Origin of the sequence: Cryobacterium sp. 10C3 (assembly GCF_034314285.1) — a bacterium.
Classification (GTDB): Bacteria; Actinomycetota; Actinomycetes; order Actinomycetales; family Microbacteriaceae; genus Cryobacterium; species Cryobacterium glucosi.
In genome coordinates, this window is record NZ_JAVIWF010000002.1 from 856,170 (window position 1) to 875,578 (window position 19,409).

Consider the following 19,409-nt stretch of genomic DNA (forward strand, 5'->3'; position numbering starts at 1 on the left):
GCGGCGGAAGGAGCTAAGCAGACGGCCCCCAACAGCAATATTCGGTGGCGGTTGCGTCCAATAGCGTGGTGTAACCCCGGCCCTGATGGGCGTGTTGCACCGATGTGAGGCGGCCACCGCGTGATTCTTGGAAAGACCGATCAAGTCTTTTCCGAAGGAGTACACGCGATGACCGCACCCCATTTTATTGACCCTGCCCGTTTCCTGTCCGAACAACTCGAGCAAGCCTCGCCGGACCTGATGCGGCAGATGCTGACCACCTTCATCAACGCGCTAATGAGCGCCGAAGCCGAGGCCGTCTGCGGCGCCGAATACGGCCAGATCTCCGCCGACCGAACCAACTCGCGCAACGGCTACCGGCACCGGGACTTCGACACCCGCACCGGCACCCTCGACGTCGCGATCCCGAAGCTGCGCACCGGCACCTACTTCCCGGACTGGCTCCTCGAGCGCCGCCGCCGCGCCGAGGCCGCCCTGACCAGCGTCGTGGCGACCTGCTACCTCCTCGGGGTGTCGACCAGGCGGATGGAGAAACTCGTCGAGTCCCTCGGCATCACCCGCCTCTCGAAGTCGCAGGTGTCGATCATGGCCAAGGACCTCGACGAGCAGGTCGAGCAGTTCCGCACCCGCCCCCTCGACGCCGGCCCCTACACGTTCGTCGCGGCCGACGCCCTGGTGCTGAAGGTGCGCGAGGGCGGCCGTGTCGTCAACGTCCACGCGCTCCTCGCGACGGGCGTGAACAAGGACGGGCACCGCGAGATCCTGGGCTTGCAGATCACCAGCGCCGAAGACGGCGCCGGCTGGCTCGGCTTCTTCCGCGACCTGACCGCCCGCGGCCTGACCGGGGTGAAGCTCGTCACCAGCGACGCCCACGCCGGCCTCGTCGCCGCCATCGGGGCCACCTTGCCCGGTGCGACTTGGCAGCGCTGCCGCACCCACTACGCCGCGAATCTGATGTCCGCGACCCCGAAGTCCAGCTGGCCGTGGGTCAAGACCCTGCTCCACTCCGTCTACGACCAGCCCGACAAGGACGCCGTCCACGCCCAGTTCGACCGGGTCTTGAACGCTCTCGAGGAAAAGCTCCCCGCGGTCGCCACCCACCTCGAGACAGCCCGGGCCGACGTGCTCGCGTTCACCGGGTTCCCGAAGGAAATCTGGCGTCAGCTCTGGTCCAACAACCCCCAGGAACGCCTCAACCGTGAGATCCGCCGCCGCACCGACGTCGTGGGCATCTTCCCCGACCGCGGCTCCCTGATCCGGCTCGTCGGCGCGGTCCTGGCCGAACAACACGACGAATGGATCGAAGGCCGCCGCTACCTCGGCCTCGACGTCCTCAACCGCTCACGCCTCACCCCCACCCCGACCGAGAAGGAGGAACCCACAACCGAACTCAGCGCCCTCAGCGCCTAAAAATCCAAGAATCACGCGGAAAACTCGTTACACCACACATTTGGACTTGACCTCGGTGGCCCCCGAGCGCACTACTGGCCACACCGCCCGGTGGCCCCCAAAGTCAATAACGGTGGCCCCCACAAGCGCTAATACTCAGGCGGCGGTAAGCATGCTGATCGACTCCCTTCGCCTGGCGGGGATGACCCTTCCTGGACAGCGGGTCGACGGTGAGCTTCGTCTGGACCGCAATCACCTCTCGCGTCTTCTCACGGGCCGAAAAGGGAGAGTCTCGACACGCGTCCAGAACCAGATTCTAGAAAGCGGCCTGGAGGTCGCTGAATTCGCGGCATTGACGCCCGGCAGGGCAACTGTTCCCTTTGACGGTCAACCTTGGCTAATCAGGCCGATCGCCTATGGGGAGGCTGAGGAACATGAGCGAAGGCTACGGACAGCTTGCATGGTGGTCATTGCATATCTGTCCGGGATGCGTCCAGGTGAGGTCCTGAACCTCGAGAGGGGATGTGTCAGCCAAGAGGGAGGACTGTGGGTCGTAACGGGCAGAACGTTCAAATCGATCACAAACGAATTCGGCGAAAAGATGCCTGAAGGTGAAGAGCGCGAAGTTCCCTGGGTCGTTGTTGAGCCGGTAGCCAAGGCTATTCAGGTTTTGGAATCGCTTCATAGCGATCAGCTACTTTTCCCGGCTAAGAACTTCCGCCCCCGAGACGGGATCAGTGGTCGCTCGATGAGATCCTCGGCCGCGGCAGTCGACATTGGACTCTTCGTGGCGTGGGTAAACGAATATTGCGCATCGAGCGACAGGCCGGACTTTATCCCGAGGGATACCGCAAACCCAGGATTGAATTTGAGTCGGTTCAGACGCACTTTGGCTTGGCATATCTGTCGACGCCCACGAGGATTGGTGGCCGCCGCGATTCAGTACGGCCACGTCTTCACACAAGTCACGCAGGGGTACGGGGGCAATGCAACCTCTGGGTTTCCAGATGAATATTCATTCGAGCGTTTTTTGGCCCGCATGGAGGACCTGGGGGAGGCGGAAAGACGAATGGTTGAAGGCGAGCAGGTCAGTGGACCTGCGGCGGATCGATACAGATCGAGGATTGCTACAACGAATAGCACCTTCGCCGGCTTGATGGTCAAGACTGGCAAGCAAGCGCAGGCGCTGCTGAACAACCCTGGATTGCAAATATTCCAGGGCCGCGGCATGGTCTGCGTTTTTGATCCGGACCGGGCACTGTGCCAGCTCCAAAGAGGACTGGCACGAGAAACAAGTACGCCGGACCTGACTGATTGCCAGTCGAACTGTAGAAACATCGCTCGCACTGACACGGACCTGGAAGATATATCGTCCAGAATCGACATGCTGCGACCGATTGTGGCCGATCCGTTTGCACCTTCGATACGTCTCCAACGTGAACGTGCAGAACTGACGCGCCTCGAACGCATTCAGGAGGAGCACCAGATGGCTTGTGGTCGTTATGACGAACCGAAATCTGACCTTGATCTGATGAAGGACGCGTGAGGTGACCAAAGAGCACGCCGACGAACGCGCGGCCATTGTCGAAGCTTCAGCCAGACTTCTTGATCGTTCGCCTACGGAGGCGAGACCCACGATCGTCGAATTGCTGAGAAACGTCGAGATACCTCGCTGGAAATTAACGCATAGGCACCGAGATCTCAACGATGGCTTTCTGGCTGCCGTGGAACGAAAATGGGGTTCAGATAGTCCCAGCGCAGCAGCAGGTATCGTCAAGCTGGCGGCTCTCCAGGCGAAATACCAGCTCGCAAACGAACGACTAGTCGAGCTTGAAGCCCTAATCGATGTGTACGCTGTTGCGTTAGAGGAACTCCGCAGGCAGAACGACGAGTTGACGCAAGCCAGCAAGAGAAACGTTCTCGCTTTTCCGACACGCTAAGCGGGTGTCCAAGCTGTGGCCGCTGACCGTGGGAGCCAAGGCCTGGTTATCCGATCACGGTCCCGAATACGACTTCGATCAAGCCGCGCATGCCCAGAGCCCAAGAACGCTCCTAGCATGCCCCGCTGGCTCAAGTACGAGCACCAGTCGAATGTGTACTTCCGTGAGCGACATATGTGGTGCGCGTGAGAACCAATGCGTGGCGGCGCGATTGGTTTGGCTGAGCACCACCACGGCGGGCCTTGTCGAGCACCACCTCGATCGGCGACAAACGTTACATAATGGTGGGCTGGACGAATGCGTGGCGTCCCGATGGCAGACCCTTCTGCCGACGGCAGCCGTTTTCGTCCGGAATACACTGACCAGGACAGGACTCGGGCCAGCGATCTATTCCGGGCGCACACTCTGCCATTGTTAGGTCATGGACCTTGACGCTTTGCATGCCGCCGTGTGTTAACGCCAACCGAAAATAGGGCCACTTCTGCCAACTGAAAACAGGGCCACTCTCGTGTGGTTCTAGTGTGCCGTAGTCGCGGTGGGTTGGTGTTGCTTGAGCCGGTAACTGTTGCCTTTGAGGCTGATCACGTCGGCGTGGTGAACGATGCGGTCGATCATCGCGGAGGCGATGGTGAGGTCGCCGAACACGTCGCCCCAGCGGGCGAAGGGCAGGTTGCTCGTCATGATCAGTGAGGCGTGTTCGTAGCGAGATGACACGAGTTGGAAGAACAGGTTCGCGGCGTCCTGGTCGAAGGGGATGTAGCCGACCTCATCGACGATCAGCAGGCTGTAACGGCGCAGCCTGATGAGTTCGGCGGCGAGTTTGCCTCGTGAGTGGGCTTCTTGGAGTCGAGTCACCCAGCCCGTCGCGGTGTCGAAGAGGACCCGGTGGCCGGCTTTGGCGGCCTTGATCCCGATGCCGACGGCGAGGTGCGTCTTCCCGGTTCCGGGAGGCCCGAGGAGGACGACGTTCTTCGCTTCGGTGAGGAACACGCTCGTGCCCAGGTGCGCGATCAGTTTCCGGTCTGCGGAGGGCTGGTGGTCGAAGTTGAAGTCCTCGAGGGTTTTGTGACCCGGGAACCGGGCGGCCTTGATGCGGAGCGCTGCCCCGGAGGCTTCGCGTTCGGAGACCTCTTTGGAGAGCACTGCGGCGAGGTATTCCTCGTGGGACCAGCCCGCGTCGCGGGCCTGGTCGCCCAGGCGCCGGAAGGCTTCGCTGATCCGTGGGCCCGCAGCGCGCGGGCGTAGTACTCGATCTGCGAGGCCGCTTCCGACCCGGTCATGACGCGACCGCCAACACGGTCGGGGTGGTGTCTAGGTCAACGCTGAAGAGTTCGTCGTAACGGGCCAGTGAGGCCATCTCGACGACGGCCGTGACCGCGGGCCGGCGGGCGCGTTGGGCTTGGAACTGTGCGCGCAGCTCGGCCGCGCGGAGGACATGCGCCGGGTCGGTCACGGTCAGTTGCCGAGCCCATTTCCGGCGGTGGCTGGCGATGAGGACCCCGTCGTGGTGGACGGTCACGCGCTCGAGGCTCGCAGCCACGTCAACAACCCGGCCGATCATGGCCGGGTCGACGGAATAGTCGTTGCTGAACGCGCGAACGTAGTAATCCCGTGGGAGCCGGACGCTATTTCGGAACATCACCTCCGGCGCCAGCGGAGGCAGTCCGCGCATCGCCGCCCGGTCGATGCGGACCAGATCGCCCGGTCGCCCTCGCCGCGACCGGGAGAGACGGTTGTTCGCGATGGGCAGCCACCCGGCCAACTGCTCGTTGAAGTCGTCGGGCGACGTGAACGCCCGGCCGGACATGAAGCGGCTCCGGAAGAAGCGATTCATCCGCTCGACCATGCCCTTGGACTCGGGGTCACGGGCCTTGAGTAGCTTGATCTGGGTGCCGAGCGTGCCGGCGAACGCGGCGGCGGGCTCGGTGAGTTTCCCGCGCCCGATGCCGGTCTCGTTGTCCCAGGTCAGCCGGGCGGGAACGGCCTCGGCCTCCTGCAGCAACGACCACATCCCGCCGAGCAGATCCGGCGTCGTCCGAGACGGCAACATGCGGGCCTGGATGAATCCGGAGAACGTGGACGTCATCACCAGCACCGGCGGTGCAGCAGCCTGGTCATGGCCCAGCGGCAGGTCTTCGTGCGGGAACCAGAGATCACACTGGACCTGGAACCCGGGCGGGTGCACGAGCCGGTCCGCGGGGTCCGGCACCGCGTACTCCGGCCGGAGCTCGGCGATTTTGGCCCGGAACAGCGATGGAGACCCCGACCAGCCCACCCGCTCAGCAGCGGTCGCTGCCGGCATCGTTGGCGTTGCTGCGAGCAACACACGCACCTGGCCGGCGAACGCGTCGAAACTCGACCCGGTCGGCTCGCGCTGATACGTCGGCGACCTATCCACGGCCAACGCCCGATCCACCGTTCCCCGGGACACTCCGACCAGCCGGGCTATCTCCCGTTTCGAATGCTTCCCCGTCGAATGCAGGTGGCGAATCTCTGCCCAATCATCCAATTTGATCACCTTCCATAATGGTTGGTGGCCCTATTTTCAGTTGGCGTTTCTGGCCCTGTTTTCAGTCGGCGTTAACACCGTGGACGACACGCTCAAGGCCATGTTGGCGACTGATCCCATGGAACATCGATTTCTCCGGGGGTTCGGCTGGCCCGCTGGGTCGTGCGAGGACGCCTCGGCGGTGTTGGCGGCCGTCCTGGAAGACCGGCGATTGGGGCAATGGATCTTCGTCTCGGCTGGTCGGCCCGATGGCGAGGCGGACGGTCACGCCTGGCTTGAATGGCGTGCAGCAAACGGCGGAGTGCTCTTCTCGATCGATCCGACAATCGAGCAGTTCCCCGGGCATTCCGAGCCCTACATCGGCGAGGGGCAGACGCCGGTCGCCGCAATTTTCTCAGTTATTCGGTGGGAAGGAGTCATTTGGGATTGGCCCGATCTCGGATATCCTGACATGCCGCTTAGACGGCTGATTGCGGCCGTGAGAATGCGGCTCGTCAGCTCCTAGGCGATCAGACCACGCTGCAAGCGGTTGGCGCAACGAGGCTACCGTGGACTCTTGACGAAAGATAGGCATTACCCATCTTGCTCAAACAGAACCAGTAAGAGCGGCGTCACAACGGTCCAGCTGCGCCACCCACGGGAAGGCGCCGACGGCCCAAGACGGTTCCGCCGGCTGCAAGGTTGACGTGGGTGCAATGCGCACGATACATACGCCGGGTAGACGGCATCGGAGATTGAATATCAGGCCATAGACCGCACCCATAACGCTCAGCCGCGTTGGGTAGGTGATGGAGCACGCTTCTTGGCTAAAGCGATTGACTCGGTCGTCCTGTGGATAACTCGTGGACCCTCAGCAGCCTTCTGGATAAGGTCTGAAGGCATGTGGATCTGTCCCAACGATTGCGGCGAACTGGTGTCTCTGTTCGAGTGCGATGCCGGCTTCTATTGGGGATGTCAAGAGTGCCTCTGGGCTGGAATAATCAGCGACGTTGCAACGGGGATTATGGATGCGGAGCCCCAATGAGTGGGTGATTCCACGGCACCATACGACAGGTCCCGACCGTTCGTTTCGTACCTGATGTCTTTCGTTTCGCCTTAATGGTTCCAAGTCTCGACGAAATTCGATGCCTCCATGAGAACAGTGTCGACCTCGCCTGACCGCAGAAGTTCGACGGCGCTTGTGTCCCTCTGGGGGTCGTCGTTGACGAGCCAGAGCGCGGTACTCCAGTCATTGAGGTTGCTTCGACGCATGATTCTCAACACCAAGGAGAGGTGCGGGAGGAATGCACCCTCCTGACCGAATTGCTTGGAGGGAAAGAGCAACTCGCCCTCCATCGTCTCGACCGAGAGAATGTGCCCTTCGACCACCAAATCGAGGACAGCCTGTTCCGACAGTCCGAGCCAAGCTTGGAGTCCGTCCATGTCGTAGAATGGTCCAAGTGCGGCATCGAGCCTCTTCGTCGCCTCTTGTTCATCCATACTCAGGACGCTACCCAGGCTTGACGTTCGAAACCATCGATATCCCATGTTTTGCGCCGAACCGCGAAACGGACATTGCGGTTCCCACCCATTCGTCCATCTAGCGGTCGAATACTTCGGCGACATCAATGGACTGCAGCAGTTCGGAGTTCTCCGACGACAGCAGCTCATCGAGCCAATCCCCGGGCGGAAGCCTAGGGTCAACCAGTTCGCGTGCCTGCCCTCGCTCGACAGCGGATCCTGCCCCTGAGGCCGACTGATAGGCCACGAAGCGCTCGGCCATCGCGTCGTAGAGTGCGAGTGCCGCATCCGTATGGACAAGAGCTACGTGAGCGTTTGCAGCGGCTGTAATCGCAGCCGCAGTCAACTCGGTGGTGTTGGTCAGGTGGCAACCAACGACTCTGGATTTCGGGTGAAGATGCTGCTCCTCGACAGCAGCACCAACAACTTCATTGATATCTGCGCGGTCAATACGTGTCGAATTCGCATCTTGAACCGACCAGATTCTGCGTTGACCGTTTACAGAGCTAGCCCATGCCCATTTGCTTCCACTGTTTCGGGCTCCTGCTGCTCGATTCGCGCTTGCGCCGCACAAACGGCCGAGAACTGTCAGAGCTTCCACGGTTTCTTCGTGGGTCCCACGAAGTCCCTGGCGAGACGAGGCAATGATCGGCGCAATCTTGCTTCCAGCCTCCCGGATCCATCCGTCCCAGGCCAGAAAGAGCCTGTCATGTGAGATGCCCCCTGGTGCGGATCCGTCCATTCCGTCAGCTGTCCGCTGAAGACGGACGAACCATGCCGTCTGAGGTGCTGCTGCCACAGCTGATTCCAACGCCGCCCTGGAACGCTCGACATCTCCGGGACCTTGTCTATCGAAGTACGCGTGTGCCTCGACATATTTCCAGAAGGCGGCATGTTCAAGTTCGGCTGAATCATTAAGAGTGGCAGCGGCATGTGAGGCGCTCTCCGCTGCGTCGGCGTGCGCGCCAAGCCAGAGCCGCGTGGTTGCGGTCACTTCCATCGGTGCGCTTTCGACCTGCGCAACACCACCTACACGTCTGCCTGGCCGCGTCCGAGTGGGAACCGTGGCGGGGATGCTTTCAAGAGGCAACCGGTGCGTAGCCCAGAACTTCTTTGCGGCCTCGCTGACCTGCGCCCATGAACCTCCGTGTAGTTGTAGGCCTTCCGAGATTGCGGGTTGAACGTCACTCCCGAGTGCGGCATGCACTGCAGGATCGGCGAGGATCGCGCCAAATCCCGGATCCAAACCAAGGTACATCGCAGAATCTGTGGGCGTGCGATTTGCACGCCCCAGCGCCTGTGTCAGTCGTTGTCCAATTCGATACCGCATGTATGCAGCGTCGCCCAGGTACGCGACGACAAACCTCTCGAATTCCGTTGAGGCTGCAGGAACCGATGGAACGATCACCAGCCGACACACCTCGTCCGGAAAATCCAGCCCATCGAAACGGCCAGCCGTTACCAAGTGCGCGAAGTCATGATCCTTCCAACGATCGACGGCCGCGTCGTCGCCAGTTTGCAGTCGGTAAACCGTGTACGCCGCATCTTCGAGTTTGCCCGCGACCTCTGCCGCTTCCGCCGAGCTGGCGCACAGCCAGGCCACCCGACCCTTCCCATGGAGACCCGCTGCATCGACCTGATCAATCGCGAATTGCCAGGTTGCATCATCAAGCGCAGCGTCTGTACCGGGATTGAAAAGGAACGTACGACGCCCCAGACGTTGGGGATCGGATTCAATCCTGGGCGTCGTCACAACGGTGCGCGTTCCGAGTCGGCGCTGGATATCCCCGGGCTGGCCGAGGGTTGCGGAGAGGTAGACCCGTTCAGTTGACCTGGCGTAAGCCTGGATCGTCTGGGTAGGCACATGGTAGGGACGGATTTCGATCCCTGTGGGTCCAACCAATACACCGCACCGCCTCAGCGCATGCTGGATTGTCTTCCACACAAACCGAGCAGAATTGTCGTTGGCGAGGAACTCTGATTTGGCTATTTCGCCGATAATTCCGTTCGACACCGCCGCCCAATCGACGAACGAGATCAACTCAGGTGGATTGCCACGAGGGGCCGCTCCATCACGCATCGCTGGGAGGCTCGGATAGAGACCAGGTGAAACCTGCAGAATTGCTTCACATATGCTCTGATACAAAGCAGCACCGCCCTGTGAGTCACGAGGGATGCGGAGTGTATACATTCCTGCGATAGCTTGCTCTGCAAGGTGCGCGTCGTCAAAAATGATGAGGTCTGCCGGCTCCACCCGGGGGTTTGTATTGAAGTAGACCCAATAGTTCATGACACCGACTGCTTGGGCCTGATGGTAATCAAGCAACTGGGCGGCCGGATAGTTCTTACCCCAGAAATGGTGTACTTCCAAACCATCGAGGTGATCAGCCTGATCGAGCACCTGTTTGGATAGTTGCTTCGTCCCAGTCAGATAGGCAACCCTCAACCCGCGATCCAGGGCAGCGTCGGCGATCAGCAGCGCGATCAGTGTCTTACCGGCCCCTGTCGGTAGTTCGATCCCAATATCCGTAGCCATCGCGGCAATTCGCAACTCTTCGTACTTTTCCAGCGTTGAAAGCTGTGCTGGACGCAACGATGGGAATGCTGGCGATTGGAAGTCCCGCAATCGCGCTGAATAATCGGTCATTTCGTAAGCCCTTCCATACCCTCAGGAATGCGAAGGTCGCCGCCAACTGATCGCTGTTCGTCGAGGATTACAATCACTTGACGTAGCCAAATGGCCGCATGTGCTTCAGTCACCGGTAAAGAATCCACGGCAGACATCAGCCTTTGCAAGATCTCCTCGTCCCTAAGCGCAGCCTGCAATTGCGGGATAACCTGCGAACTAATGACATGGCGCGAGTATCCAGTGGCCTCGGCTGCGCTAATGCCAAGCATTACCTCTTGGCCGTCTAGTAGGGTCAGGATTCGCTGATGGGCGGCGCCCTGACCTTCAGTAAGATTTTCTGAGGTGAAATACGGCGAGATTGCTTCACTGATAGTGTGGCGCGCCTTGGCCGGGCGGTCGGCATCTGTGGGGTCCGGACGCCATCCGGTGGATTGAGCAAGAAGCCGGTTTGCCAATGCGCCACCGTGCCCTGGCTTCCGCATCCAGATCTTCAATACGGAAACAGCGCTTATATTCGCTCGACCGGTCGAGGAAAAGGCATCTGTCAATGCACGTTTGACGATATCCGCGGCTTGTTTGTCCGTGCCATCTATCGCCAATTGTGCGGCGTACGCGAGGCGGCGAATCTCTGGCTGTGGCCATCGATCCAACGCGCCCAGCGATTGGTCCAGAAGCGCCTTTCGGATTCTCGGTACAGCCAATGCCAAGTCGTCATTCAGGAGATCCAGCGCGAGTCGTTCTCCGTGCCCCACGAACATGCCGATAGACGTTGTCGTGTTTAACTGCATTATGCGTGCGACTACCGCGTCCCTGAGATGGGGCTTGGTGGTGAAAACGCGTCCAATCGTGAGAAGTAGAGTGTGTCGCCAGTACGCGGACGAGGCTAGCGCGTCGATTCGCTCCAAGACCAGTTCGTCTGGTCCGGAAGCTAACGCTCGTGCGGCCATGTACTCCTGGAGTGCGCGGACCTCGAAGCCGACGTGGTCGGCCCGAACTGGGACTAATAGAACAACGCGCTGGCGAGCCGCCTTCTTCAGATCAGCTGCAAGCAGCTTCACGTCATCTTCTGGGTGTCCTTCGTGTCTAAGCCGATCAACGAAGGCCTTTTCCAACTCTTCATCTCCAAGTAGCGTCTCGGAGGTCCCTCCCAATTCGCCCTGTATCTGCAGATACAGACCCACCTGCGCATGAACGAAATCCACATCGTCTCGATGGAGATCCAATATGCTCCCCAGCCGTCCGGCCTTTGTCACCTCGCGTGCGTAAATCGTCCCGTAGTAGGCGTCGAAGAGTGCGTGCCTAGTGTTGGGTACCCGCGCAATTTGTTCCAACAAAGTGGACATGATGGTCACTTGGAGCGGCGAACACATGAGTCGCGCTGTATCGACGTTGGTCGTCGCTGCCTTTAGGCGAACAAGAACCTGCTCTGCTAGCTCTGGGTCATGGGCGTGACGCACACTGACTAGCTTCTTTCCATAGTCGAGGCCCTCATCCGGATTGAGGTCGCGTAACTCAAGCTGTTCTGGCCTGAACTCCGCAAATTCGCCGTGGTACCCCTGCGGCCTCGTTGTAGCGACTATGAGCACGTCGTCGTCACGCGAGTTCGTTTCGATAACAAAATCAGACACGCGGTCGATCACGTTCTTTCGAGTCTCCCGGGCGGCAACTTCATCAAGTCCATCTAGCACCAAAACCCATGGCCAGTCGCGTCGCCATCTCTCAAGCTGACTTGCCTTGAGCTTCTTCCCGGAGACAGTGATGGCATCCGCAATGAATCGCAGCAGGGACGTTTGCGGGTCCTTTTCTAGGGCATCTGCGAACGCCGAGAGCTCCACAAGAACCGGCCAGCGCCTGTTAACCGGGAGGTTCAAACCGAGGCTCTCAATATTCGCCCGCGCCGCAGAAAGTAGCGACTCAACATTTTCGCCAAGGCTCGGTCCTGACAAGTTGTCGAGCAACGCAACTCGATACGCCTGGCACACCAATTGCCCTAGAGTGCTCTTCCCTTGACCAGGGCCACCCACAACCACGATGCCAAATGCGTCAGACCCGCGGTATTTTTCGCGAAGGCTCAAGTCCCCACGCCTCAATACGTGTTCGACCACATTCACTTCAGATGCTGGCTCAGGTCTACTCTCGTCTTCTTGGTCTGAATCGACGTTGCGTCGAACGATTAGCGCGGGTAAATCGATTCCTACTTGGCTAAGTGGCAGTTTCGATTCGTCTGGTAGGCCCGAGTCCGCCATCCGCACCCATTGTTTGGCCCGCAACTGCTGACCGGCATTCGTCCGTAGCTGCGTGGCAATAGGAACGGTTGCACCACTGAAATAGTCCGCCATCGAGGACAAGACATCACCCGCGGTGACGAAGCCTGCGAATGCACGTCGGATATCCTCGTGGTTTTCCAACAGTCGAGAAATACTCGAATAATGCCACACGTGCGTACCTCGAAGGCCCAGCTTGGTTTCCCAAGTTGCCAATTCCGCGAGGACCGAGTCGAGACCGCCGTCCTCGCCTGGTGACAATCGGACATTACTCGCGATCAGGTAATACTCCGGCATCGGCGTCCGGGCTACCCGACCGTTCTTGTCCGCCATGAACTTCTTGAGTTCACCCCGGATGTCCTGAATTAGAGATGCTGCGTTTTCCGCTGGCGATGGTGATGGAAAGTGCTGATGCTTTGCCTGGATCACCCCGTATCCGTTCCACTTCGCGCCATCGCCTTCGGGGAAGTCCAGCAACCCCCGAAAAGTTGCTTCCCTACCCCCGTCTGACCCGTCGCCGTAGATCTGCACACCATTCCCAAGTTCAGCCAGGGAAAGAGCCTGCACTAAGTGCTCAAACTGACGCCACCCCATACGGTCCAAGTCGAAGTCCATATCTGAATCATGTCGCACTCATGAAAGGACAATTACCCAAACGCATTGCGATCTGAGTTCAATTGGTCACCGAGGAAATCGCCGACCGGAAGCCGAATTAGGTCGGCGCGGGTCGAAACAGGAACACATGAACTTGCGAAAACCGCCTAGCCCCCGCAGAACGGAATGAGCACGGCGTCAAATCAACGCGCTACCCCGTGATCACGTCGATGCCAGCCGTCGCTGACTCTTATGGTTCCGACCTGAGCGCTTCCAACCAGCTGCGCATTGCGCGAATGTCGTCCGGGCGCAGACCGACCATGGGGTGTGGAGGGATCATCAGGCTGGGGATGCCGATCGTCGCTCCGAGAACTTTCCACCCGTGCAGTTCAACTTCGCTATCGTCGACCCAGATGAAAGGGCTCGCGTTGGAGGCTTGATCCTCGAGGATGCGTTGCGCTTTCCACCAGCCCCGAGTCTCGCCCGGGCGGCGAGGTCCGGGTGGCAGGCGCAGGATTCGTGCGTCCGCTAGTCCGCCCAGGTGTGGGACCAGGAAGCGGCGAACAGCGTCGGCTTCCACCCAAGTGGTCACCCAGACGAGATCTATGCTGAATTCAGCACGAAGGCGCTCCAAGCTATCAATAAGTGCGGGCGCCCAGACGACGTCGTATGTAATGGTTCTGTCTTCGCCATAGTCCACGAAAACTGAAGCCGAGGTTGCAGGACCCCATCCGGAGTCTGGGCGACCAAACGGGCAGACGCATCCGTCGATATCCAAGTACAGTCTCGCCGCGACCGCTTTAGTCTCCTGGCTCATGACGGCCTCCTCTCGCTTTTGCCGGGGATGTGGAGAAAGTCTGCTGAGCAGACTTGCTCTGCTTCGGACGACGGCAAGTCCCACAGGGACGGGAGTTAGCCTCGTTGATTAGGCCAGCCGCGAATTTACTGTGGGGTACCTAGCCCCTTGAATGCGAGCGGTAGATCGCGAGCCAGTTCCAGTCATCACGGTCTCAATATGTGACGCGCACGCGGGGAGTTCGCTCGCGTGGCAGCAAGAGTTCTCGGAGCTAGCGGGGCGTCAGGCGACGGCATCTCGATCATCTTCGACCCGCGGTTAAAATGGCAGACCCCGTTCAGCCAGGTTGTGCATAGCCTGATCCTGAGCGACAAAGACACCAGCAATGTTCTCCGTCAGATTGTTCTGTTGCACGCTGGATATATCGGCCCAACGTGGACGCTGCCCAGCAGTGGCCGTGGATTGCTGATCTGCCAGACACCGAGCTGTCTCGTCGACGAGAGCCACCCGAAACGGCGGCCAATAGTCGCGCCAGCTTGTTTCAGCCATTCTGCACTCCTCCACTGTTTGAACGGATCGCTTCGCCGCTTAGGCGTCAGGCGATCGTCGCCACGATGTTTACGTCACCGACAGTCGGTCGTCGGCATCGGGATACGCCGGCAAACGCGCATAACGATCGAAGCGAGGCGCGGCGTACGAGTCAATGATTCTCATGGCCTCTCGAATTATGCCATATAGATTAGGCCACCTCGATTGAACATCACCGCGAGCCTTGACCAGTGGTGAAGCGAGCCGAGGTAGATGACGACGCTTGGCGCACTTACGTCGCTGAACTGGCGACCAACCTTCGACGTGTCCGCCTGGCCGCGGCCTTGAGTCAGGAGGATGTCGCATATCGCGCAGGGCTCACGCGGTACACGTACCAGAAGTACGAGAAGGGCGAGTCTGCGCCTGGACGGCCCGCGAACCCCACGATACGGACCTTGCTCGCGATAACTCAGGTGCTCCAGGTGCCACTTTCTGACCTCTTGCCAAAGGATGCGCCGGACCTGAGGCTGCGCTGAACAAACGAACTCATGCCAGTTCTTCAGCAAGGCTTCCACGGCATTCTGCGGGGAGAAGGGTCGTGCTGGGGTCGCATACGTGGAGATCGTCGACAGTTTTGTGCCCAAGTTCGGAAAACTGCTCGCACATGCCGCGACTTTTCCGGCGGTGATTGCCGTGTCCGTGCGGCATAACCCCAACTTCGGCGATCTGAGCGACACGGCGATTGAATATCGATGGGTAGTTGGGATCGACGAAGAAGAAGTACCCGTATCAGCCTCCTTGAAATCAGTGGATGGCGACGGATGGCAACAATCAAGAGATCTCGCCTGGAATGAAAGGGGGGAAGCGCCCTGACGATTCCGTGCGCACAGCAGTCGGACTCTTCGGCATTCACACCACGAGCAGGGTGGACAACTCACTGTTGAAGTCTCGGCCTGCAACAGCGCTGGCACTTGAGTGGGTCGCAGCTGACTTACAGCGACTCGGATGGTTTTCGACGCCGCTTCGCAGACCTATCAGCTGACGCGAGACACGTTCTCGCAGTTGGCCGATCGTGTCCGTAGGGTTGCTCGAGCGGGCGCGATGGTGAAACTGAACCTGGCGACCAGCTCTGCGAATCCGAGTCTGCCCGGTGTCTAGACCCATGGCCGCGCCAAGGAATCCCCTAGTTGTCTTCACTCGATGGGAAGATGGCCGCATGGTTCGCGATTCCACAACTCATGTCGACAAGTTGGCCGCCACAACTACTGGTCCGGGCGTCGATTCCTGGCGCTCCTCAAGGTCAGGGGCGCGAGCAGGCAGGGGCTTCCATTATCAAGACGTAGTCGGTGCCTGGCTGACGGCCCGTCTCATGTCGGGAATCCTCGACGCGAGCCGCGTCGTACCTGAAGGCTATGAGGATCTGTCGTGTGAAGGCAACGAGCCATGGCAGGTGCAGGTGAAGTCTCGTCAGGAGGGCGTCAGCGATTTTTCGACTCGAGAGGCAGCCCTTTTTATTGCTGAGATGTGGCAAAAGCAGCTAGAACGGGAACCTGACTCGCCGGACGTAGCTATGCTCGCGCTTGTTCTCGAGCGGCCGGTTTCTGGTCTTCGTTTCGACGCTTGGGGAACCGAACTAGCCGCCCATACCGACGGCGAAGCACTCGCTTCAGCGCTGCGTCGAGTGGGAGAAGAGCGACGATGGCCGGAAGGAACCGTCGCGCGCGTGATGAAATCAACAACCATTTTCGTATTGGCTTGGGACGATGCCATAGAGGAGCTTCGTCGCGAGGTGCTCTCCGTGAGAGACGTTTATCCAGTCGTTGCCGACCTGATCGGCCGTGCATTCCGCGAAACAATTGCCGATGCCGCGGATCAGAACGCTTCTGCGAAATCAGCTGAGCAATCGGCAGGGATCGATGTGAGTCGTGCGGCCGGTATCGCTGACGAGATTGTCGGGTTGGTGGATCGTGCTGCACTGGAAGATGCGATCTCAGACGGCCTTTGCGAAGTAGTTAGCTATGGTGGGCCTGCTGACTCTTCGGACTTCTTTGAAGGAGTGTCGGCGCAGCCATGGCACATTGCGGCTGGGTTGCCAGCGTCTCGTCCTGATGTCCAAGGTGCAATCATCGCTGGGCTGGATCGATCATCGGCTGTTCTGATAACTGGCCCTTCCGGTGTCGGGAAATCCACAGCGCTCTGGTCGACTGCGCACGCGATGCGAGACGTGCTCTGGTACAGGGTGAGGAGCCTGGACAGGGACGCAGTTGCGCGCTTGATACGACTTGCGCGTGCCTCCCTGCCCTCTGCACGATCGAAGATCGGATTTCTCGTCGACGGGATAGGTGTCGGGTCCGCGGGCGGTTGGGATCAACTGCTTCAAGAGGCCGCTCTAGTTCCGGGGGTCCTCTTACTCGGTTCGGTGCGGAAGGAGGATCTCCTCCCAATCCGAACCCTGGCCGACTCCGTAATCGTCGAGGTCGGACTGGACGAAGCAGTTGCAGAGCGCATCTTTGCAAAGCTAAAACTGTCAGACCGCACCAACGCGGCCCATTGGCGAGAGGCATTCGAAGCCGCCAACGGTCTCACGCTTGAATACACCTACCTGCTCACTCGCGGACGCAGACTCCAAGATGTGCTCACGGATCAAATTCGGCATCGAGTTGATGAAGGTCGAGAGACCGAACTCCGAATCCTGGCTCTAGCCAGCACCGCGCACCGCTGGGGGGCCGCCCTCCAAATTGACACTCTCCAAACTCAGCTCAACGTCAGCCCGGGCGACTTCAGGGCCGCACTGGCAAGGCTCAAGGACGAGCATTTAATTCTCGTTGGAGCAACTGACGTGTCGGGTCTTCACCAACTGCGGTCAAGCTTCCTCTCGTCCGGAGTCCACAACTTCCCCCGCCCACGCTCGCAGAGACGCTCGAGGTGCTGGTTAGGAGGATCGGGTCGTCTTACCTGTCCGGTGTTATCGTCGGTGCGCTGTCCGAAGTCCCCGACCTGGAACAGGATGTTTTGCGGTTCGCGCAGGACCGAGTAAGGGAGCAACCCACCCCCGAGATTCTGAGCGCAGTCCTCGGTGGCCTTCGGATCGCAGACTTCAAGAAGAAGAGTCAGCTATGGGTCGGGGCGATGGACAGACACTCCGTTGAACCCCCACTCCGGTCCATCGCATTTCAGCTCGCGATGCTGGACGACACGGACGGACTCAGCCTTAAGCCCGGTCTTGGGGAGGCCATCGCCGAGATCAAACCAAGTCTGAACAGTCATTCCCAGTTGTGCAGCAGTTTCATTGGAGCAATCGGAGCGGACCTCGTTGGAGAGATACTTGGCGCATCTGACGACGCCGAGCAAGCGACTGCGCTCATGTCAATACTGAGCGAGTCTGCGCGAACACTCGATTTTTCCGGAACTGCGTGGGTGGCCTCTTCATTCGCGGGCGTCTTGCAGACTTCAACAGCAGTCGACTATGGAAATCTGGTCGACGCCGCCCGTTCAATCGACGTGAAATTCGCCATCGCAATTTCCGAAATTGCGGGAGGCGAGGGGGCCGCGATCGAGCGGCTAATGCGCCATTGCAAATGGCTCACGGAAATATCCATAATCCGAGAGGGCGCCGTCCCAGTTGCACAAGCCAAGACCCTTCACATCTCTGATGAACTCCAAGGCGATGCAGACAAAACCACCCGGGACTTAGCCCGTGTGCTGCTTAGATGTTTCGCAGAGTGCGAGAGTGTCGATCTGCAGGCGTTTCGTCCCGGTGGTCTTTCGGCAGGGATCATGCATCATCCAACAGCTCATTCGCTTCTCCAGAGACGATACGACCACTCCGATCATGAAGTCGCGTGGAACAGGCAACGCGCCGCCATCGCCGTCGCGGCATTTAGCCAATCGGGACGCGGAAGAACCGAACGTGCAGCACTGGCCGCAGAAACAGTGCAACTCCTTGCGGACTATGTCGCGGACTTGGCACAGGTATGGATCACTTCGCGAAATCGACCTGCGGATCTTCGGCGACTGACTGCCAAACGATCACGAGTTATGGAGCTGACGCAGACCATAGTTCCTTTGGAGCCAGGCCACGCGTCAACGGTTGCCGTACCGAACGTCGTCGCGAACGATAACTTGCATTCCCTTGCGGACGGACTGGCCGATAACTTCACGGGGCGGCTGCTCCAGCAAGGCACCAACCTCGCGGCTTTAGCGGCATTCGTGGGGGATTCGCTTCGCCAGTTTGTAGTGAAGGTCAGGGAAGAGGAGGAATGGGATCTGCTCGATCTCGAGGCACCGTCCGGGTTAGCGTCGATAGACGCAACACTAGTTTCGATGCACGCGATTTTGTCCGAACTCGCTCACGGGAACACGCCCGCTCGCCGACTTACCGACGCCGCCCGAGCGGGCCGAAGCGAAAGCGCAGCGGAAAGAGCTGCGGAAGTGGCGCAACGAGCGGCTGAGACTCGCCATGAGCGCCGTTGGGCTGCCGTCCGAGAACAGCTAGCTCAATCCGGTTTCAGTGCGGAAGTTCATTCCCAGATTCACAAAACAGCGTCGGCCACCGAGTGGCCGCCTCGCCAGGTTGCTATTGGAATCCACGTCCAGTGTGTTCAGGACTGGACGAGCCGTCTCGAAGAGGTTCAGGCCATTCTCGCTCCGAGCAACGCAGACAGTTATCACCCTGGCCTTCTCGTTGTTCCGCTCATTGCCGGGCGCCCCATCGCGAAACTCTCGCGACACGTCATTTCCGCATTCCTTCCTGGAGAATCGCAATACAACGACTGGGCGGACCAGTTCTCCAATGCGTTCGAGACTCCACTTACCAATGCCATGGCCCAGGCGCACAATGCACTGGTGGAGTTGTCCGGGCTGGCGCTGCTATCCACGATGCGCGACACGGCCGACCTTCAGGCCGTGGCCGAACAGGTCCAGGCTCGGTTTATGGAAGGAATGCGGAGTATTGAGAGTATTGATCCGCGGCATCCGCCCATCGCAGCGGTCCTTGAGTACCTCACCGAAGTCGCAGTTCGGGTGCAAGGTGAGATGGACAACGTAGCCGCGGAAAGACCGGTTGAGGAGTTCCTTTCAGTCGCGATAACGAAAGGAATGATGCTGACCCTAAACGGGGAATCTGCGACAACAGTAGGTGCCTTCAGCGCATTCAGCTTCGTGAGTTTGCTTTGTCTGGAACACGATGTCGATCCGCAAGCAGCCAACGAGCTGCTGGCGAAGGCGCTGGCGGACTAGCGTCAGACTGTCAGCACGAATC

At 59.6% G+C, this 19,409-nt stretch carries 15 protein-coding genes; 8 read left to right on the top strand and 7 right to left on the bottom strand.

The annotated features are described in order from the left end of the window. The first annotated feature begins 168 nt into the window (after nt 1-168). The 3 genes from RGU41_RS04675 (at nt 169) to RGU41_RS04685 (ending at nt 3,329) form a co-directional block, all read left to right on the top strand. Nucleotides 169-1,410: an IS256 family transposase gene (locus RGU41_RS04675; protein WP_322135678.1), complete on the top strand. Its 1,242-nt coding sequence runs from the start codon at nt 169-171 to the stop codon at nt 1,408-1,410. A 151-nt stretch (nt 1,411-1,561) separates the two neighbouring features. Beyond that, complete coding sequence (locus RGU41_RS04680; protein ID WP_322135679.1) at nt 1,562-2,935, top strand: hypothetical protein; 1,374 nt, start codon at nt 1,562-1,564, stop codon at nt 2,933-2,935. Between the two features lies 1 nt (nt 2,936). Beyond that, nucleotides 2,937-3,329 carry a hypothetical protein gene (locus RGU41_RS04685; protein WP_322135680.1) on the top strand — a complete coding sequence of 131 codons (393 nt, stop codon included), beginning with the start codon at nt 2,937-2,939 and terminating at the stop codon, nt 3,327-3,329. Nucleotides 3,330-3,845: 516 nt separating this feature from the next. Here the strand turns inward: RGU41_RS04685 and istB are convergent. Then, nucleotides 3,846-4,547: an IS21-like element helper ATPase IstB gene (istB, locus tag RGU41_RS04690; RefSeq protein ID WP_322137298.1), complete on the bottom strand. Its 702-nt coding sequence runs from the start codon at nt 4,545-4,547 to the stop codon at nt 3,846-3,848. 58 nt (nt 4,548-4,605) lie between these two features. Beyond that, nucleotides 4,606-5,847, bottom strand: coding sequence for a Mu transposase domain-containing protein (locus tag RGU41_RS04695; protein WP_322135681.1), 1,242 nt, complete (start codon nt 5,845-5,847; stop codon nt 4,606-4,608). Here RGU41_RS04695 and RGU41_RS04700 point away from each other — a divergent pair. Then, on the top strand, nt 5,840-6,343 hold the full coding sequence (locus RGU41_RS04700) for a hypothetical protein (RefSeq protein WP_322135682.1): 504 nt from the start codon (nt 5,840-5,842) through the stop codon (nt 6,341-6,343). The genes RGU41_RS04695 and RGU41_RS04700 overlap by 8 nt on opposite strands. A 590-nt stretch (nt 6,344-6,933) precedes the next feature. On the opposite strand, the gene RGU41_RS04705 is transcribed toward RGU41_RS04700, so the two are convergent. The 5 genes from RGU41_RS04705 to RGU41_RS04725 form a co-directional block, all read right to left on the bottom strand. Further along, nucleotides 6,934-7,317: a hypothetical protein gene (locus RGU41_RS04705; protein ID WP_322135683.1), complete on the bottom strand. Its 384-nt coding sequence runs from the start codon at nt 7,315-7,317 to the stop codon at nt 6,934-6,936. A 100-nt stretch (nt 7,318-7,417) separates the two neighbouring features. Continuing rightward, nucleotides 7,418-9,985: a DEAD/DEAH box helicase gene (locus RGU41_RS04710; RefSeq protein WP_322135684.1), complete on the bottom strand. Its 2,568-nt coding sequence runs from the start codon at nt 9,983-9,985 to the stop codon at nt 7,418-7,420. After that, nucleotides 9,982-12,846 carry a hypothetical protein gene (locus RGU41_RS04715; RefSeq protein ID WP_322135685.1) on the bottom strand — a complete coding sequence of 955 codons (2,865 nt, stop codon included), beginning with the start codon at nt 12,844-12,846 and terminating at the stop codon, nt 9,982-9,984. Before RGU41_RS04715 ends, RGU41_RS04710 begins: the two co-directional genes overlap by 4 nt. Nucleotides 12,847-13,075: 229 nt before the next feature. Continuing rightward, complete coding sequence (locus RGU41_RS04720) at nt 13,076-13,642, bottom strand: HAD domain-containing protein (protein ID WP_322135686.1); 567 nt, start codon at nt 13,640-13,642, stop codon at nt 13,076-13,078. A 297-nt stretch (nt 13,643-13,939) separates the two neighbouring features. Continuing rightward, entirely contained in the window at nt 13,940-14,170 is a 231-nt protein-coding gene (locus RGU41_RS04725) for a hypothetical protein (protein ID WP_322135687.1), read from the bottom strand. 233 nt (nt 14,171-14,403) lie between these two features. On the opposite strand from RGU41_RS04725, the gene RGU41_RS04730 reads away from it, so the two are divergent. From RGU41_RS04730 to RGU41_RS04745, 4 genes are all read left to right on the top strand, one after another. Next, nucleotides 14,404-14,685 (top strand): helix-turn-helix transcriptional regulator, encoded by a 282-nt coding sequence (locus RGU41_RS04730; protein WP_322137299.1) that lies wholly within the window; start codon nt 14,404-14,406, stop codon nt 14,683-14,685. 79 nt (nt 14,686-14,764) lie between these two features. Next, nucleotides 14,765-15,022 carry a hypothetical protein gene (locus RGU41_RS04735; RefSeq protein ID WP_322135688.1) on the top strand — a complete coding sequence of 86 codons (258 nt, stop codon included), beginning with the start codon at nt 14,765-14,767 and terminating at the stop codon, nt 15,020-15,022. A gap of 496 nt (nt 15,023-15,518) precedes the next feature. Continuing rightward, on the top strand, nt 15,519-17,186 hold the full coding sequence (locus tag RGU41_RS04740; RefSeq protein ID WP_322135689.1) for a hypothetical protein: 1,668 nt from the start codon (nt 15,519-15,521) through the stop codon (nt 17,184-17,186). Nucleotides 17,187-17,332: 146 nt separating this feature from the next. Next, nucleotides 17,333-19,387, top strand: a complete 2,055-nt coding sequence (locus RGU41_RS04745; RefSeq protein ID WP_322135690.1) for a hypothetical protein — start codon at nt 17,333-17,335, stop codon at nt 19,385-19,387. Nucleotides 19,388-19,409: the final 22 nt, after the last annotated feature.

What these genes read in the sequence shown, in the direction of transcription:
- RGU41_RS04740 (WP_322135689.1), top strand. Translation starts at nt 15,519, where the DNA reads ATGTCGGGAATCCTCGACGCGAGCCGCGTCGTACCTGAAGGCTATGAG.
- RGU41_RS04725 (WP_322135687.1), bottom strand. Translation starts at nt 14,170, where the DNA reads ATGGCTGAAACAAGCTGGCGCGACTATTGGCCGCCGTTTCGGGTGGCT.
- RGU41_RS04715 (WP_322135685.1), bottom strand. Translation starts at nt 12,846, where the DNA reads ATGGACTTCGACTTGGACCGTATGGGGTGGCGTCAGTTTGAGCACTTA.
- RGU41_RS04675 (WP_322135678.1), top strand. Translation starts at nt 169, where the DNA reads ATGACCGCACCCCATTTTATTGACCCTGCCCGTTTCCTGTCCGAACAA.
- RGU41_RS04710 (WP_322135684.1), bottom strand. Translation starts at nt 9,985, where the DNA reads ATGACCGATTATTCAGCGCGATTGCGGGACTTCCAATCGCCAGCATTC.
- RGU41_RS04745 (WP_322135690.1), top strand. Translation starts at nt 17,333, where the DNA reads ATGCTGGACGACACGGACGGACTCAGCCTTAAGCCCGGTCTTGGGGAG.
- RGU41_RS04720 (WP_322135686.1), bottom strand. Translation starts at nt 13,642, where the DNA reads ATGAGCCAGGAGACTAAAGCGGTCGCGGCGAGACTGTACTTGGATATC.
- RGU41_RS04680 (WP_322135679.1), top strand. Translation starts at nt 1,562, where the DNA reads ATGCTGATCGACTCCCTTCGCCTGGCGGGGATGACCCTTCCTGGACAG.
- RGU41_RS04705 (WP_322135683.1), bottom strand. Translation starts at nt 7,317, where the DNA reads ATGGATGAACAAGAGGCGACGAAGAGGCTCGATGCCGCACTTGGACCA.